Annotated in this window: 9 protein-coding genes; 8 read left to right on the top strand and 1 reads right to left on the bottom strand. The window is 60.3% G+C overall.

Annotation, left to right across the window (positions count from 1 at the left end):
• Positions 1 to 223: 223 nt before the first annotated feature.
• The 6 genes from recC to EJA71_RS21175 all read left to right on the top strand — a co-directional run bounded on the left by recC (position 224) and on the right by EJA71_RS21175 (position 11,926).
• Positions 224 to 3,676, top strand: coding sequence for an exodeoxyribonuclease V subunit gamma (gene recC, locus EJA71_RS21200; protein ID WP_158959500.1), 3,453 nt, complete (start codon positions 224 to 226; stop codon positions 3,674 to 3,676).
• Positions 3,673 to 7,362, top strand: a complete 3,690-nt coding sequence (recB, locus tag EJA71_RS21195; protein WP_158959499.1) for an exodeoxyribonuclease V subunit beta — start codon at positions 3,673 to 3,675, stop codon at positions 7,360 to 7,362. Before recC ends, recB begins: the two co-directional genes overlap by 4 nt.
• Entirely contained in the window at positions 7,359 to 9,467 is a 2,109-nt protein-coding gene (gene recD, locus EJA71_RS21190; RefSeq protein WP_158959498.1) for an exodeoxyribonuclease V subunit alpha, read from the top strand. The genes recB and recD overlap by 4 nt, the downstream gene beginning before the upstream one ends.
• A gap of 119 nt (positions 9,468 to 9,586) precedes the next feature.
• Positions 9,587 to 10,162, top strand: coding sequence for a YfiR family protein (locus EJA71_RS21185; protein ID WP_158959497.1), 576 nt, complete (start codon positions 9,587 to 9,589; stop codon positions 10,160 to 10,162).
• Positions 10,159 to 11,427 (top strand): diguanylate cyclase domain-containing protein, encoded by a 1,269-nt coding sequence (locus tag EJA71_RS21180; RefSeq protein ID WP_158959496.1) that lies wholly within the window; start codon positions 10,159 to 10,161, stop codon positions 11,425 to 11,427. Before EJA71_RS21185 ends, EJA71_RS21180 begins: the two co-directional genes overlap by 4 nt.
• Positions 11,428 to 11,473: 46 nt before the next feature.
• Entirely contained in the window at positions 11,474 to 11,926 is a 453-nt protein-coding gene (locus tag EJA71_RS21175; protein WP_178113734.1) for an OmpA family protein, read from the top strand.
• Here EJA71_RS21175 and EJA71_RS21170 read toward each other — a convergent pair.
• On the bottom strand, positions 11,923 to 12,870 hold the full coding sequence (locus EJA71_RS21170) for a LysR family transcriptional regulator (protein ID WP_158959494.1): 948 nt from the start codon (positions 12,868 to 12,870) through the stop codon (positions 11,923 to 11,925). The two genes, EJA71_RS21175 and EJA71_RS21170, sit on opposite strands and share 4 nt — an antisense overlap.
• 149 nt (positions 12,871 to 13,019) lie before the next feature.
• On the opposite strand from EJA71_RS21170, the gene EJA71_RS21165 reads away from it, so the two are divergent.
• On the top strand, positions 13,020 to 14,546 hold the full coding sequence (locus EJA71_RS21165) for a CoA-acylating methylmalonate-semialdehyde dehydrogenase (RefSeq protein ID WP_158959493.1): 1,527 nt from the start codon (positions 13,020 to 13,022) through the stop codon (positions 14,544 to 14,546).
• 9 nt (positions 14,547 to 14,555) lie between these two features.
• Entirely contained in the window at positions 14,556 to 15,443 is an 888-nt protein-coding gene (mmsB, locus tag EJA71_RS21160; RefSeq protein WP_158959492.1) for a 3-hydroxyisobutyrate dehydrogenase, read from the top strand.
• The last annotated feature ends 154 nt before the right edge of the window (positions 15,444 to 15,597 follow it).

Below are 15,597 nucleotides of genomic sequence, written 5' to 3'. Positions count from 1 at the left end.
AGCAGTGAAACGATGCATCGCCGATGGTAGTGTGGGGTTTCCCCATGTGAGAGTAGGTCATCGTCAAGATTAAATTCCGAAACCCCAATTGCGAAAGCAGTTGGGGTTTTGTTTTGCCCGCAGGAAAGTTCTTACAGCATTCGCGGACGTCGTCCGGCTGCCACAACCCGCCGACAATGCTAAGGTTCTGCCCTAGCTTTTGTACTTTTCCAAGGAAGCCTTTATGCCGGACGCCCAGTCCCTCAACGCTGCATTCATGGTGGTTCAGAGCAACAGCCTGGACGAACTGCGCAGCCTTGTGATCAGCATCATGCGGCGCTATCCACTGGCGCCCCTGGAAAACGAAATTGCTTTGGTGCAAAGCAACGGCATCGCTCAATGGCTCAAATTGGCGTTAGCGGAAGACCCGGAGGAGGACGATCTCGGCGGCTGCGGTATTGCCGCGGCGATAGATGTGCAACTGCCCGGCAGCTTTATGTGGCAGCTCTACCGAATGGTTCTGGGCCGAGAAGAAATTCCGGCCAAATCCCTGCTCGATAAAGCCCCGCTGACCTGGCGCCTCATGCGCCTGTTACCTCAGGTCATTGATCGCGCGCATTTCGAGCCGCTGCAACGATTCCTCACCCACGACACTGACCTGCGTAAGCGCTACCAGCTCTCCGAGCGCTTGGCGGATCTCTTCGACCAATATCAGGTCTATCGGGCTGACTGGCTTGAAGATTGGGCTGAAGGGCGGCATCAACTAAGGAATGTCAGAGGCGAGGTTAAGGCATTGCCAGCCAGCAGTTGTTGGCAAGCCGAGCTGTGGCGAGCGTTGCTGGAGGACGTGGGTGAACAAGGCATGGCACAAAGTCGCGCCGGTGTTCATCAACGATTCATCGAGCGCATCAACAACCTCACAGAAGCTCCGGCAGGGCTCCCCTCACGAGTGATCGTTTTCGGGATTTCTTCATTGCCAGCACAGGTCCTTGAAGCGCTGGCCGGGCTCGCCCGTTTCAGCCAGGTTCTGCTTTGCGTACACAATCCTTGTCGTCATCACTGGGCCGATATCGTCGCCGACAAGGACTTGCTGCGGCACCAATACAAACGACAGTCCCGCAAGAGCGGAATGCCTGTTGTGCTGGATCCTGATACGTTGCACCAACATGCCCACCCGCTCTTGGCTGCATGGGGAAAACAAGGTCGCGATTACATCAGCCTGCTCGACAGTTACGATGATCCCAACAGCTATCGCGCAGCGTTTCGCGATGGTCGCATCGATCTGTTCAGCGAAACTCAGCCACACAATCTACTCAACCAACTTCAGGACGATATTCTGGAACTGCGCCCGCTCAACGAAACTCGCGAGCACTGGCCTGCTGTTGATCTGACAAAAGACGACTCGATCCGCTTTCACATTGCCCACAGCGCTCAGCGTGAAGTTGAAATCCTCCACGACCAGCTCTTGGCTCGTTTCAGCACCAACCCCGAATTGCGGCCTCGGGATGTCATCGTGATGGTGCCGGACATCGACAGCTATGCACCGCATATCCGCGCGGTGTTCGGTCAGCTCGATCGGCATGATCCACGCTTTATTCCCTTCACATTGGCGGACCAAGGCCAGCGAGGTCGCGATCCGCTACTGATCGCGGTGGAGCATCTGCTCAAACTGCCGGACAGCCGTTTTCCCGTCAGCGAGATCCTCGACCTGCTCGACGTTCCCGCCCTGCGTGCCCGTTTCGGCGTCGAAGAACGCGACTTGCCGACGCTGCATCGCTGGATCGAAGGCGCCGGTGTCCGTTGGGGCATGAACGCTGAGCAACGAGCCGGACTGGGCTTGCCGGACGAGCTAGAGCAGAACAGCTGGCACTTCGGCCTGCGCCGGATGTTGCTTGGCTACGCCGTCGGCAGTGCGGGAGCCTGCGCAGGTATCGAACCCTATGATGAAATCGGTGGACTGGACGCCGCGCTGATCGGGCCGCTGGTAGCCTTGCTTGATGCACTCGAAATCGCCCACCAAGAGCTTACGCAGCCGGCCCAACCCAAAGAATGGGGCCAGCGACTGCAAGCGCTCATGCAACTGTTCTTCAAAGCCAGTAATGAACACGACGATTACGTGCTGACCCAACTGGAAGAACTTCGCGAAACCTGGCTAGAGACTTGTGATGCAGTGAGTCTGGTCGATGAGCTGCCGCTGACTGTCGTGCGTGAAGCCTGGCTCGCCGGGCTGGATCAGGGCCGTTTGTCGCAACGTTTTCTGGCCGGCGCGGTGAACTTCTGTACGTTGATGCCGATGCGCGCCATCCCCTTCAAACTGGTGTGTTTGCTGGGCATGAATGACGGCGACTACCCCCGCGCGCAACCGCCATTGGATTTCGACCTGATGGGTAGCGACTATCGCCCGGGTGACCGTTCCCGACGTGAGGATGACCGCTATCTGTTACTTGAGGCGCTGCTGTCGGCGCGCAATCAGCTCTATATCAGCTGGGTTGGTCGCAGCATTCGCGACAACAGCGAACGACCGGCGTCGGTACTGATCGGCCAGTTGCGCGATCACCTGGCCAGCGGCTGGCGATTGCTCGACGAAAGTCAGAATCTGTTGAGCGCCATGACAGAGGAGCATCCGCTGCAGCCGTTCAGTGCGCGCTATTTCCACGAAGGCGATCAACTGTTCAGCTACGCCAGTGAATGGCAGGTGTTGCATCAACAGTCAGCGTCACAAACCAACGCAGAGTTACTCACCCCCTTTGTTCAGGAGGAGCCGCTGAGCCTCGCGCTGCTGCAGGATTTTCTGCGTAACCCTGTGCGGCATTTCTTTACTCAACGTCTCAAGGTGTATTTCGAAGCCGCCGAAGCGCCGCTGGCCGGTGAGGAACCTTTCGTACTCGACGCGTTGCAGCGTTATTCGCTCAGCGACAGCCTGCTCGAAGCTGCGCTGAGGCAGCCGGACAATGTTGATCAAGCGCTTGAGGTCCAAGCCCGGCGTCTTCAAAACAGCGGACTGTTGCCAATGGCCGGCTTCGGCGAATGTTTGCAGCGAGAGCTGATCGAGCCGCTGCCAGACCTGCTGCAGCGTTATCAACAACTGCTGACCTTGTGGCCGACACCCCTGACCAGTGCACTCCCGATCAGCTTTGATTTGCAGGGGCTACGTCTTGAGGGCTGGCTCTCCGGTCTGCATCAGCGCGCCGATGGTGGTGTGTTGTCAGTTACGACCATTCCCAACAGCATCGGCTCGATCAAAAGTCGCAAGTGGCATCGTTTGACCAAACCGTGGGTCAATCATCTGGTCGCGGGCGCCAGTGGGCTTTCGTTGACCACGGCGTTGGTCGCCAGTGACGACACATTGCTGCTTGAGCCGATGGAGCAAGAACGAGCGCTGCGTTTCCTTGGCGATCTGCTGCTCGCCTGGCAGGCCGGCATGCGCCAGCCATTACCGATCGCCGTCAAAACCGCATTCGCCTGGTTGTCCCAGACCGATCCGCTCAAGGCCGAAGCGGCTGCGCGCAAAGCCTACGAAGGTGACGGTCAGACCAGCGAGGGCGAGCGTCGCGAGAGCCCGGCGTTGTCGCGACAATTCGTCGACTTCGATGCGTTGCTGGCAGACGAAACATTCTCCGGCTGGTGCGACGCCTTGTACCGTCCATTGCTTGAAGCCCCTTGGCGTTCATTGTCCAGTGAAGGGGCACGCGCATGAGTACGAAGACTCCACTTGCCCTGGCATTTCCCCTGCGTGGCAGCCAGTTGATCGAGGCGAGTGCCGGTACCGGCAAGACCTTTACTATTTCTGCACTTTATCTGCGCCTGATTCTGGGGCACGGCGGTGAGGCCAGCAGCTTCGGTCGCGAACTGTTGCCACCACAAATCCTCGTGGTGACGTTCACCGATGCCGCGACCAAAGAGCTGCGTGAGCGGATTCGCACACGACTGGCCGAGGCAGCACGATTCTTCCGCGACGAGACGCCGGCACCGGACGGATTGATCGCCGAACTGCGCGATCAATTCGATCCTTCGCAATGGCCCGGTTGCGCCAATCGTCTCGATATCGCTGCGCAATGGATGGACGAAGCCGCCGTCTCGACTATCCACAGTTGGTGTCAGCGCATGTTGCGCGAGCATGCGTTCGACAGCGGCAGTCTGTTCACCCAGTCGCTGGAGACCGATCACAGCGATCTGCTGGGCGAGGTGTTGCGCGATTACTGGCGGCTGTTCTGTTATCCGATGCAGGGTGATGCGCTCAATTGGGTTCGCAGCAACTGGGGCGGCCCTGCGGCATTGTTGCCACGGGTCCGCGGCTTGTTCGCCAGTGAACGCGACAGTGATGAAGGCAAGGCACCCGCCGAACTCATCGAAGCGTGCCTGCAAGAACGCCGCGCCGCATTGATTGAACTGAAAATGCCTTGGCGTCAGTGGGCGGACGAGTTGCTTGTCATCTGTCATCAAGGCGTTGCCAACAAGACCGTCGATGGTCGCAAGATGCAAGCGCGCTACTTTGAGCCGTGGTTCGAAAAGCTCAAGTCATGGGCCGAAGACGAAGCCATGGAACAACTCGACATCGGCACCGGTTTTACCCGCTTGACCCCGGACGGCATGGCTGAAGCCTGGAAAGGCCAAGCCCCGAGCCACCCAGGTCTGGATGCCATGCCCGGGCTCAAATCCAGTCTCGATGCATTGCCGACCCCCGACGCCGCTGTCCTGCAACATGCCGCCAAGTGGGTCGGTGCGCGCTTCGAAGAAGAAAAACGCCGCCGTGCCGAAATGGGTTTCGACGACATGCTCCTGCGCCTCGACGCAGCGCTGCAATCGGAGGGGGGCGAGCGTCTTGCGACGTTGATCCGCGAGCAGTTCCCGGTCGCGTTGATCGACGAATTCCAGGACACCGACCCGGTGCAGTACCGGATCTTCGAAAGTATCTATCGCATCGAAGAAAACAGTCCTGAGACTGGCTTGTTTCTGATCGGCGACCCCAAGCAGGCGATCTATGCTTTTCGCGGTGCGGACATCTACACCTATTTGCGTGCACGTCAGGCCACTGTCGGCCGCCTGCACACGCTGGGTACCAACTTCCGCTCCAGCCATGGCATGGTCAACGCGGTCAACCATGTATTCGAACGCGCCGAGTCCCGAGAACAGGGACGCGGCGCGTTTTTGTTTCGCGAGAAAAACGGCGACAACCCGGTGCCCTTCCAGTCCGTCGAGTCTCAGGGCCGCAAGGAAAAACTGCAGATTGGCGGGCAGGACGTTGCTGCGCTGAATGTTTGGCTGTTGCCCAGCGATCAGCCATTGTCAGGCGCGGTCTATCGGCAGCAGTTAGCGGCGGCTTGTGCCAGTGAAATTACCGCGCTGCTCAACGGCGGACAAAGCGGCAGCGCGGGATTCACCCAGGACTCTAAAGAGTTCAGAGGTCTGCGCCCCTCAGACATCGCGATCCTCGTTCGTGACGGCAAAGAGGCCCAGGCCGTGCGCGGTGAACTCGCCGCGCGTGGGGTGCGCAGCGTCTATCTGTCCGACAAGGATTCCGTATTCGCCGCCCAAGAGGCCCATGACCTGTTGTCCTGGCTCAAGGCCTGCGCCGAACCGGACGTCGAGCGCTCGCTGAAAGCCGCGCTGGCGTGCATCACCCTGAACCTGCCACTGGTTGAGCTGGAACGGCTGAACCAGGACGAGTTGATCTGGGAAGCGCGCGTCATGCAGTTCCGTGGCTATCGCGAGCTCTGGCGCAAGCAAGGCGTATTGCCGATGTTGCGCCGCCTGTTGCACGACTTCCATTTACCGCAAACCTTGATGACTCGCAGCGATGGCGAGCGAGTGCTGACCAATCTTCTGCACCTGTCGGAACTGATGCAGCAAGCCGCCGCAGAGCTTGATGGTGAGCAGGCGCTGATCCGCCATCTGGCCGAGCTTCTGGCATTGTCCGGCCAAGCCGGCGAAGAGCAGATCCTGCGTTTGGAAAGCGATGAACAACTGGTCAAGGTGGTCACCATCCACAAGTCCAAAGGCCTCGAATATCCGCTGGTGTTCCTGCCCTTCATCTGCTCGGCAAAACCGGTAGATGGCAGTCGATTGCCGCTGCATTACCACGACGCGACGGGAAAGGCGCAGGTGAGTCTCAAGCCAACCGCTGAATTGATTGCGCAAGCGGATGAAGAGCGCCTCGCCGAGGATCTGCGCTTGCTCTACGTTGCCCTGACCCGTGCGCAACACGCTTGCTGGTTGGGCGTGACGGACCTCAAGCGCGGCAATAACAACAGCTCGGTGCTGCACCTTTCTGCATTGGGTTACTTGCTGGGCGGCGGTGCGTCCTTGGGAGAATCCAATGGGCTCAACCTTTGGCTGCGAGACTTGCAGCAGGATTGCCCGGCAATCAGCATTGCAGACATGCCGCAACCCACCGATGAGCATTACCAGCCGCCGCGCAATGAAGCCATTCTCAGTGCCACACTATTGCCCAAACGCAAGGCCAGCGAAAACTGGTGGATTGCGTCCTACAGCGCATTGCGCATCAGCGATGTGTTGAGTGTCGGCAGTGATGAAGCGCCGGACAGTCCGCAAGCGCAAAAGCTGTTCGATGACGAACGCCTCGACCCGGATGCCTCGCGCGAAATCATTGCCGGCGGTCCGGATATCCATCGCTTCCCCCGGGGCCCGAATCCGGGGACGTTTCTCCACGGTTTGCTGGAGTGGGCGGGGGACGATGGCTTCGCCGTATCTCGCGAGACGCTAGAGGATGCGATTGGCCGCCGCTGCAATCTGCGCGGCTGGGAAGGCTGGATTGTCACCCTCAGTGACTGGCTGCAGCATCTGCTCAAATCGCCGTTACCGATTGCGGGCGAGCAGCCGCCGGTGATTCTCGAGCAACTCAAGCAGTACCGTGTCGAGATGGAGTTCTGGTTCGCCAGCCATAAAGTCGACGTGCTCAAGCTCGACGAACTGGTGCGTCAGTACACACATAATGGCGTCGCCCGTGTTGCGGCGGAACCGGTGCAACTCAACGGCATGTTCAAAGGCTTCATCGACCTGACGTTTGAACACAATGGTCGTTATTACGTGGCCGATTACAAATCCAACTGGCTCGGTGTGGATGATCTGGCCTACACCGAGCAAGCCATGGAACAGTCGATCCTCGACAACCGTTACGACCTGCAATATGTGTTGTACCTGCTGGCGTTGCATCGCCAGCTCAAGGCGCGGCTACCCGACTACGATTACGACCGGCATGTCGGTGGCGCGCTGTATCTGTTTCTGCGTGGCACGCGCGCTGACAGTCGCGGCGTTTATTTTGCCCGTCCGCCGCGCGAGTTGATCGAACGCCTGGACCGGATGTTCCAGGGCAAGCCTGAACCCAAAGCCGAACCCGCATGGGAACAGGGAGTCTTGCTATGAGCCGCACTTTCGCTGATTTGCTGCCGACCCCGTTGGCCGCTGACAGCCTGTCGAGACTTTCGCCGCTGACCCGTGCAGAGGATCTGCTGCTGTTACTCACCCGCTGGGTCGAGCGCGGCTGGTTGCGCGCGCTCGACAAAGCCTTCGTCGCGTTTCTTTACGAACTTGAGCCTGACACCGATCCGTTGGTGCTGCTCGCCGCCGCACTGACCAGCCATCAATTGGGCCACGGCCACGTTTGTCTGGACCTGTTCGAAACCCTCAAGGCCCCGGATTTTGCCCTGTCGTTGCCGCCCGAGGGCGACGTGCAAGGGGGCGTCCTGCTGTTGCCTTCGCAATTGCTTGGAGCGCTCGATGGCGGGCATTGGTGCAAGGCGTTGGCCGGCAGCGATCTGGTCGGGCTGGCGGCCGATGACCGTGAGGTGGCGCAGCAGCGCCCGCTGGTGTTGTCCGGGAAACGCCTTTACCTGCGCCGTTACTGGGCTTACGAAAGACGCATCGATACGGCGTTGCGTCAGCGTCTCGAACAAATCGAGACAACGCCAGAAGACCTGTCGCAGCGACTGAACGAATTGTTTGGATCGGCCAGTTCCGCTGATGTAATCGACTGGCAGAAACTCGCCTGCGCGCTCGCCACTCGCAGCGCGTTCAGCATTGTCACTGGCGGCCCGGGCACCGGTAAAACGACGACGGTGGTGCGCTTGCTCGGGCTGCTGCAAGCGCCGGCAGTGGAGGCAGGTCACCCACTGCGGATTCGTCTCGCCGCGCCGACAGGTAAAGCGGCGGCACGCTTGACCGAGTCCATCAGTCAGCAAGTGCAATCGTTGGAAGTCGCCGAAGACGTGCGGGCAAAAATCCCCTGCGACGTGACCACCGTGCATCGTCTACTCGGCAGTCGTCCGGGCACCCGACACTTCCGCCACCACGCCGGTAACCGTTTACCGCTCGATGTGCTGGTGGTCGACGAAGCGTCGATGATCGACCTGGAAATGATGGCCAACCTGCTCGACGCGCTGCCCGCTCATGCACGTCTGGTGCTGCTCGGCGACAAGGACCAACTGGCCTCTGTGGAGGCCGGCGCGGTACTCGGTGACCTGTGCCGTGATGCCGAGCAAGGTTGGTACAGTCCGCAAACCCGCCAGTGGCTGGAAGCTGTCAGCGGGGAATCGTTGCAGCAAAGTGGTTTGCGTGAAGACGTCGACGGCTCCCATCCACTGGCGCAGCAAGTGGTGATGCTGCGTCATTCGCGGCGCTTCGGTGAAGGCAGCGGTATTGGTCAGCTCGCGCGCCGGGTCAATCAGCAACTGCCGGACGAGGCGCGTCAATTATTGGCTGCCGGGCATTACGATGATGTGTTTTCGCTCCCACTCAAGGGTGAGCACGATCAAAAACTGGAGCGTCTACTGCTCGAAGGTCACGGCGACGGGCCGAAAGGCTACAGGCATTATCTGAGCGTGCTGCGCAATCAGCGTCCGCCCGCCACAAGGCCCCTTGAACATCCGGACTGGACCGACTGGGCTCGTGACGTCTTGCAGGCATTCGATACCTTTCAGTTGCTGTGTGCGGTGCGCAAAGGGCCTTGGGGCGTTGAGGGTCTGAACCAGCGCATCACCAGCGCATTGCTCAAGGCTCGTCTGATCGAGAACGACCAGCAATGGTACGAAGGTCGCCCCGTGCTGATGACCCGCAACGACTACGGACTGGGCTTGATGAACGGTGACATCGGCATCGCCCTCAAGCTGCCCGAGCGCGAAGGGCCTGATACCGGTAAACCGGTGTTGCGCGTGGCTTTCCCGCGCAACGATGGCCAAGGTGGAGTGCGCTTCGTTTTGCCGAGCCGGCTTAACGACGTGGAAACCGTCTACGCGATGACGGTGCACAAGTCGCAGGGTTCGGAGTTCGCCCACACCGCGCTGATCCTGCCGGATGCGTTGAACCCGGTGCTGACCAAAGAACTGATCTACACCGGCATTACCCGCGCCAAGCATTGGTTCACCCTCATCGAGCCACGTGCCGGGGTGTTTGAGGAAGCCGTACAGCGTAAGGTCAAGCGTCTCAGCGGACTGATGCTGGAACTGGAGGAGGGCAGCGAGCCTCGACGGTGAAAATCTGGATGATGGGCAGCCTTTACTGACCAGTCAGTCAGAGGGCGCTGCCTCGCTGGCGTTCTAGCGCTGTGCTATCGTTGCGGCATCATTTCGCTACGATCCAAGAGAATCCCTGCATGAAGGTGTCTGTCTGGGCGACAGAGCGCGTAGTTGGCTGCAAACTCGCGTGGCTTGTCGGTCTGCTCTGGCTGTTGACGGGCGTATCCGTCACCCAAGCGCAAACGCCGCCGGGCATGGCAGAGCAGCGCGCGCAGGCGGTTACTCAAGTGGTTCTCGGCATTCTCAGTTATGCACGTTGGCCAGTGGAGCCTGCGCAACTGCGCCTGTGCATCGTCGGCCCGACCGAATACACCGACGATCTGGTCAAAGGCACCACTCAGGCTACTGGCCGACCGGTCATTGTCCGTCGACTGCTGGCCGATAACCCGGCAATCGTCAATGAATGCGATGCGGTGTACATCGGCAAACTCACGGCGGATGAGCGCAGCCGTCTCTTCGCATCCTTGATTGGCCATCCCGTGCTGAGCATCAGCGAGGGCGGCGATCAGTGCACGGTGGGCAGTCTGTTCTGCCTGCGCGTGGGTGATGAACAGGTGTCCTTCGAGGTCAACCTCGACTCCGTAGCCCGCAGCGGCGTACGCATTCATCCGAGCGTGCTGCAATTGTCCCGTCGCAAACCGGCGGCACCATGAGACTCTCTCGATCGAATACCCGCCCAACATTGGGCTCTGTGCTTGGCCGTGGACATTTGACCGTCGCGCTGATGGCGGTTGCGATGGCGAGTGTCTCACTGACCCTGCTCGGTGTTCTGGCATTGCGCGTGTATGCCGATCACAACCTGCACCTGATTGCCCGTTCGATCAGCTACACCGTGGAAGCGGCGGTGGTGTTCAACGACAAGACTGCTGCCACCGAGGCGCTGGCGCTGATTGCCTCCACCGAAGAAGTGGCGGATGCGCAGGTGCTGGATGCCCAAGGTCGATTGCTCGCGCGCTGGCAGCGTCCGGAAAACGGCTTGTTCTCTGAACTGGAGATGCAGGTCACTCGAGCCCTTCTGGAGAAACCGATCAGCCTGCCGATCGTCCATCAGGATCGTGAGATCGGCCATATTCTGCTCACCGGTCACGGCGGCAGCCTGATGCGTTTTCTGCTCAGCGGTCTGGCCGGAATTCTCCTTTGCACGGCCATCAGTGCCTGGGTGGCGATCTACCTGGCGCGGCGCCAGTTGCGCGAAATCATCGGCCCGTTGCGCAGCCTTGCGACCGTGGCCCACGCCGCGCGCAGCGAGCGCGCGCTGGATCGCCGCGTGCCGCCGGCACAGATCGCCGAACTCGATAACCTCGGCAACGACTTCAATGCCTTGCTCGATGAACTCGAGTCCTGGCAGAGCCATCTGCAAAGTGAAAACGAAACCCTCGCGCACCAGGCCAGCCACGACAGCCTTACCGGGTTGCCGAACCGTGCGTTTTTCGAGGGGCGCCTGATTCGTGCCTTGCGCAATGCCAACAAGCTCAATGAGCGTGTGGCGGTGCTGTTTCTCGACAGCGACCGCTTCAAGGGCATCAACGACAATTATGGGCATGCCGCCGGTGACGCGGTGCTGGTGGCCATCGCCAATCGGGTGCGCGCGCAGTTGCGTGAAGAAGATCTGGTGGCCCGTCTGGGCGGTGATGAATTCGCCGTCTTGCTCACGCCGTTGCACAAGGTCGAAGACGCCGAACGCATTGCCGACAAGATCCTCGCCAGCATGGACATGCCCATCGCGCTACCGGGCGACACCCGTGTCGTGACCTCGCTCAGTATCGGCATCGCGGTTTTCCCGGATCATGGCGCCACCCCCGGCGGCCTGCTCAATGCTGCTGATGCGGCGATGTATCAGGCCAAACGCCTGTCCCGCGGCGCGCAATTCACGGCCGGGTCGGAGCGCCCGGTCGATCCCGTACAAACCAGGAGCTAATCCCGTGTTCACACTTCCAATCCGACTGTTCTCCGCGCTCCTGTTGATGGCCGCACTGACATTGACCGGTTGCCAGACGGCCCCGCAAAAAGGCCTGACCCCGGCGCAAGTCGCCGTGCTCAAACAACAAGGTTTTGAACTGACCGATGAAGGCTGGGAGTTTGGCCTGTCCGGCAAAGTGCTGTTCGGCAGCGACGTCGAAAGCCTCAATGAAGAAAGTACCGAGATCGTCGAACGTATCGGCAAGGCCTTGTTGGGCGTTGGCATCGAGCGCGTGCGGGTCGATGGCCACACCGACGCGTCGGGCAAGGAAACCTACAACCAGCAATTGTCACTGCGCCGCGCCAAGAGCGTTGCCAACGTACTCGGCACGGGCGGCATGAAACAGGAAAACATCCAGCTGCAAGGCCTCGGCAGCAAAGAGCCGGTAGCCTCCAACAGCACGGCAGCGGGGCGCACCGAAAACCGCCGGGTGGCGATCGTGGTCAGCAACGACTAATCGGCGAACTGCATTTCGCCGGTTTCACCCATCAACAGCGCCTGATTGCGCTCCGTCACTTCGCGGATGTAATCCCACAACAGGGTGATCCGCTTCAACTTGCGCAGGTCCTCCCGGCAGTACATCCAGAATTGCCGGGTGATGTCGATGTCCTGCGGCAGTACCGCCAGCAAACGCGGATCCTGCGCGGCGAGGAAGCACGGCAGAATCGCCAGGGAACGACCTTGCTGCGCGGCGACGAATTGCGCGATCACGCTGGTGCTGCGCAAGTTGGCGCTGGCGCCGGGCAGCACGTTCGCCAGATAGAGCAGCTCCGAGCTGAACGCCAGGTCATCCACATAACTGATGAATTGATGCTTGCCCAAGTCTGCCGGGCGGCGGATCGGTGGGTGTTTGTCGAGATAGTCCTGGGTCGCGTAGAGCTGCAAACGGTAGTCGCAGAGTTTGCAGCAGACGTACGGCCCATGCTCCGGGCGTTCCAGCGCAATGACGATATCGGCCTCGCGCTTGGATAGGCTGATGAAGTGCGGCAGCGGCAAGATGTCCACCGAGATCGCCGGGTAGGCGTCGACGAAATGGCTCAACTGCGGGGTGATAAAAAAACTGCCGAAACCTTCGGTGCAGCCCATGCGCACATGCCCGGACAGCGCCACGCCAGAGCCTGACACCTGCTCGCAGGCCATGTGCAGCGTGCTTTCAATCGACTCGGCATAACCGAGCAAACGCTGGCCTTCGGTGGTCAGGACGAAGCCGCTGGTGCGCGACTTTTCGAACAGCAAGGTGCCGAGCGCCGCTTCCAGCGAGCTGATCCGCCGCGACACGGTTGTGTAGTCGACAGCCAGCCGTTTGGCGGCGGTGCTGGCCTTGCGGGTGCGGGCGACTTCGAGGAAAAACTTGAGGTCGTCCCAGTTCAGGGAGCCTAGAGAGGTGATGTTTTTTTGCATGATGGACGGGCTTATATGTGCGTTCTTATTAGAAGTTTGCACATCTATACTCCAAAAACAGTCCGACAACCAATTCGTGACACACGCCTCATCTCAAGGCGAACCCTTCGCCTTGGCTCCTACGATAAAAACAAGTTTCGGAGACCAGCATGAACGCATCGCTTACGCCCAACGAAACCACGCTGCAGACGGTCAAGCTGCTGATCGACGGTGAATGGGTCGAGTCGCAGACCACCGAGTGGCACGACATCGTCAACCCGGCGACCCAGCAAGTGCTGGCAAAAGTCCCGTTCGCCACCGCCGCCGAGGTCGATGCCGCCGTCAGCGCCGCACAGCGTGCCTTCCAGACCTGGAAACTGACCCCGATTGGCGCGCGCATGCGCATCATGCTCAAGCTGCAAGCGCTGATCCGCGAACACTCCAAACGCATCGCCATTGTCCTGAGCGCCGAACAGGGCAAAACCATTGCCGACGCCGAGGGCGATATTTTCCGTGGCCTGGAAGTGGTCGAGCACGCCTGTTCCATCGGCACCCTGCAAATGGGCGAGTTCGCCGAAAACGTTGCGGGTGGCGTTGATACCTACACCCTGCGCCAGCCGATCGGCGTGTGCGCCGGCATTACGCCGTTCAACTTCCCGGCGATGATTCCGCTGTGGATGTTCCCGATGGCCATCGCCTGCGGCAACACTTTCGTTCTGAAACCGTCCGAACAGGATCCGCTGTCGACCATGTTGCTGGTGGAACTGGCAATCGAGGCCGGCGTTCCGGCGGGCGTGTTGAATGTGGTTCACGGCGGTAAAGATGTGGTCGATGGCCTGTGCACGCACAAGGACATCAAAGCCGTGTCCTTCGTCGGTTCGACGGCGGTTGGCACCCACGTTTACGACCTGGCCGGCAAGCACGGCAAACGCGTGCAATCGATGATGGGCGCGAAGAACCACGCTGTGGTCTTGGCCGACGCCAATCGCGAGCAAGCGCTGAATGCCTTGGTCGGCGCCGGTTTCGGGGCGGCCGGGCAACGTTGCATGGCCACCTCGGTGGTGGTGCTGGTCGGCGCGGCGAAACAATGGCTGCCGGATCTGAAAGCGCTGGCGCAGAAACTCACGGTCAACGCCGGCAATGAGCCGGGCACCGATGTGGGTCCGGTGATCTCGAAGAAAGCCAAGGCGCGGATTCTCGATCTGATCGAAAGCGGCATCAAGGAAGGCGCCAAGCTCGAACTCGATGGCCGCGACATCAAGGTGCCGGGCTACGAGCAGGGCAACTTTGTCGGCCCGACCTTGTTCTCGGGCGTGACCACCGACATGCAGATCTACACTCAGGAAATCTTCGGGCCGGTGCTGGTGGTGCTGGAAGTCGACACCCTCGATCAGGCCATCGCGCTGGTCAACGCCAACCCGTTTGGCAACGGCACCGGCCTGTTCACCCAGAGCGGCGCAGCGGCGCGTAAATTCCAGACGGAAATCGACGTGGGTCAGGTCGGCATCAACATTCCGATCCCGGTGCCGGTGCCGTTCTTCAGCTTCACCGGTTCGCGAGGTTCGAAACTCGGCGACCTCGGTCCGTACGGCAAGCAAGTGGTGCAGTTCTACACGCAGACCAAAACGGTCACGGCGCGCTGGTTCGATGACGACAGCGTTAACGACGGCGTGAACACCACCATCAACCTGCGCTGAGGAACGGCCATGAAAATCGCATTTATCGGTCTGGGCAACATGGGCGCGCCGATGGCGCGCAACCTGATCAAGGCTGGTCATTCGCTGAACCTGGTTGATCTGAACAAAACCGTGCTGGCGGAACTCGAGCAACTGGGCGGCAGCATTCGCGCTTCGGCGCGTGAGGCGGCCGAGGATGCCGAACTGGTGATCACCATGCTCCCGGCGGCTGCGCATGTGCGTAGCGTCTGGTTGGGTGAGGACGGTGTTTTGGCCGGGATTGGCAAAGGCGTGCCGGCGGTGGATTGCAGCACGATTGATCCGCAGACTGCCCGTGACGTGGCTGCCGCTGCCGCGAAACAAGGCGTGGCGATGGCTGACGCACCGGTCTCCGGCGGCACCGGCGGTGCGACCGCTGGCACCCTGACCTTCATGGTCGGCGCCACTCCGGAACTGTTCGCCACCCTGCAACCGGTGCTGGCGCAGATGGGTCGCAACATCGTGCATTGCGGTGAAGTCGGCACCGGGCAGATCGCCAAGATCTGCAACAACCTGCTGCTGGCAATTTCGATGGTCGGCGTCAGTGAAGCCATGGCGCTGGGCGATGCACTGGGCATCGACACGTCCGTGCTGGCCGGGATCATCAACAGTTCGACCGGTCGTTGCTGGAGTTCGGAAATGTACAACCCGTGGCCGGGCATCGTCGAAACCGCGCCGGCCTCGCGTGGCTATACCGGTGGTTTCGGTGCCGAGTTAATGCTCAAGGACCTGGGCCTGGCGACGGAAGCGGCGCGTCAGGCGCATCAACCGGTGGTGCTCGGCGCGGTGGCGCAGCAGTTGTATCAGGCGATGAGTCAGCGTGGAGACGGCGGGAAAGATTTCTCGGCGATCATCAACAGCTATCGCAAACCGCAATAACTGTCCAAAAATATGTGGTGAAAGGGCTTATGTGGCGAGGGGATTCATCCCCTCGCCACAGGGGTTGAAATTGAGTCTGGGACATTTGCCGGGAAATCACGTCGGGTGATTTTCCCGGCTTTTTTGTGCCAAAAAAAGATCGCAGCCTTCGGCA

Origin of the sequence: Pseudomonas sp. PB106 (genome assembly GCF_009764645.1) — a bacterium.
In the GTDB taxonomy this organism is placed as follows: Bacteria; Pseudomonadota; Gammaproteobacteria; order Pseudomonadales; family Pseudomonadaceae; genus Aquipseudomonas.
This window is presented reverse-complemented; position numbering and strand designations above follow the sequence as displayed.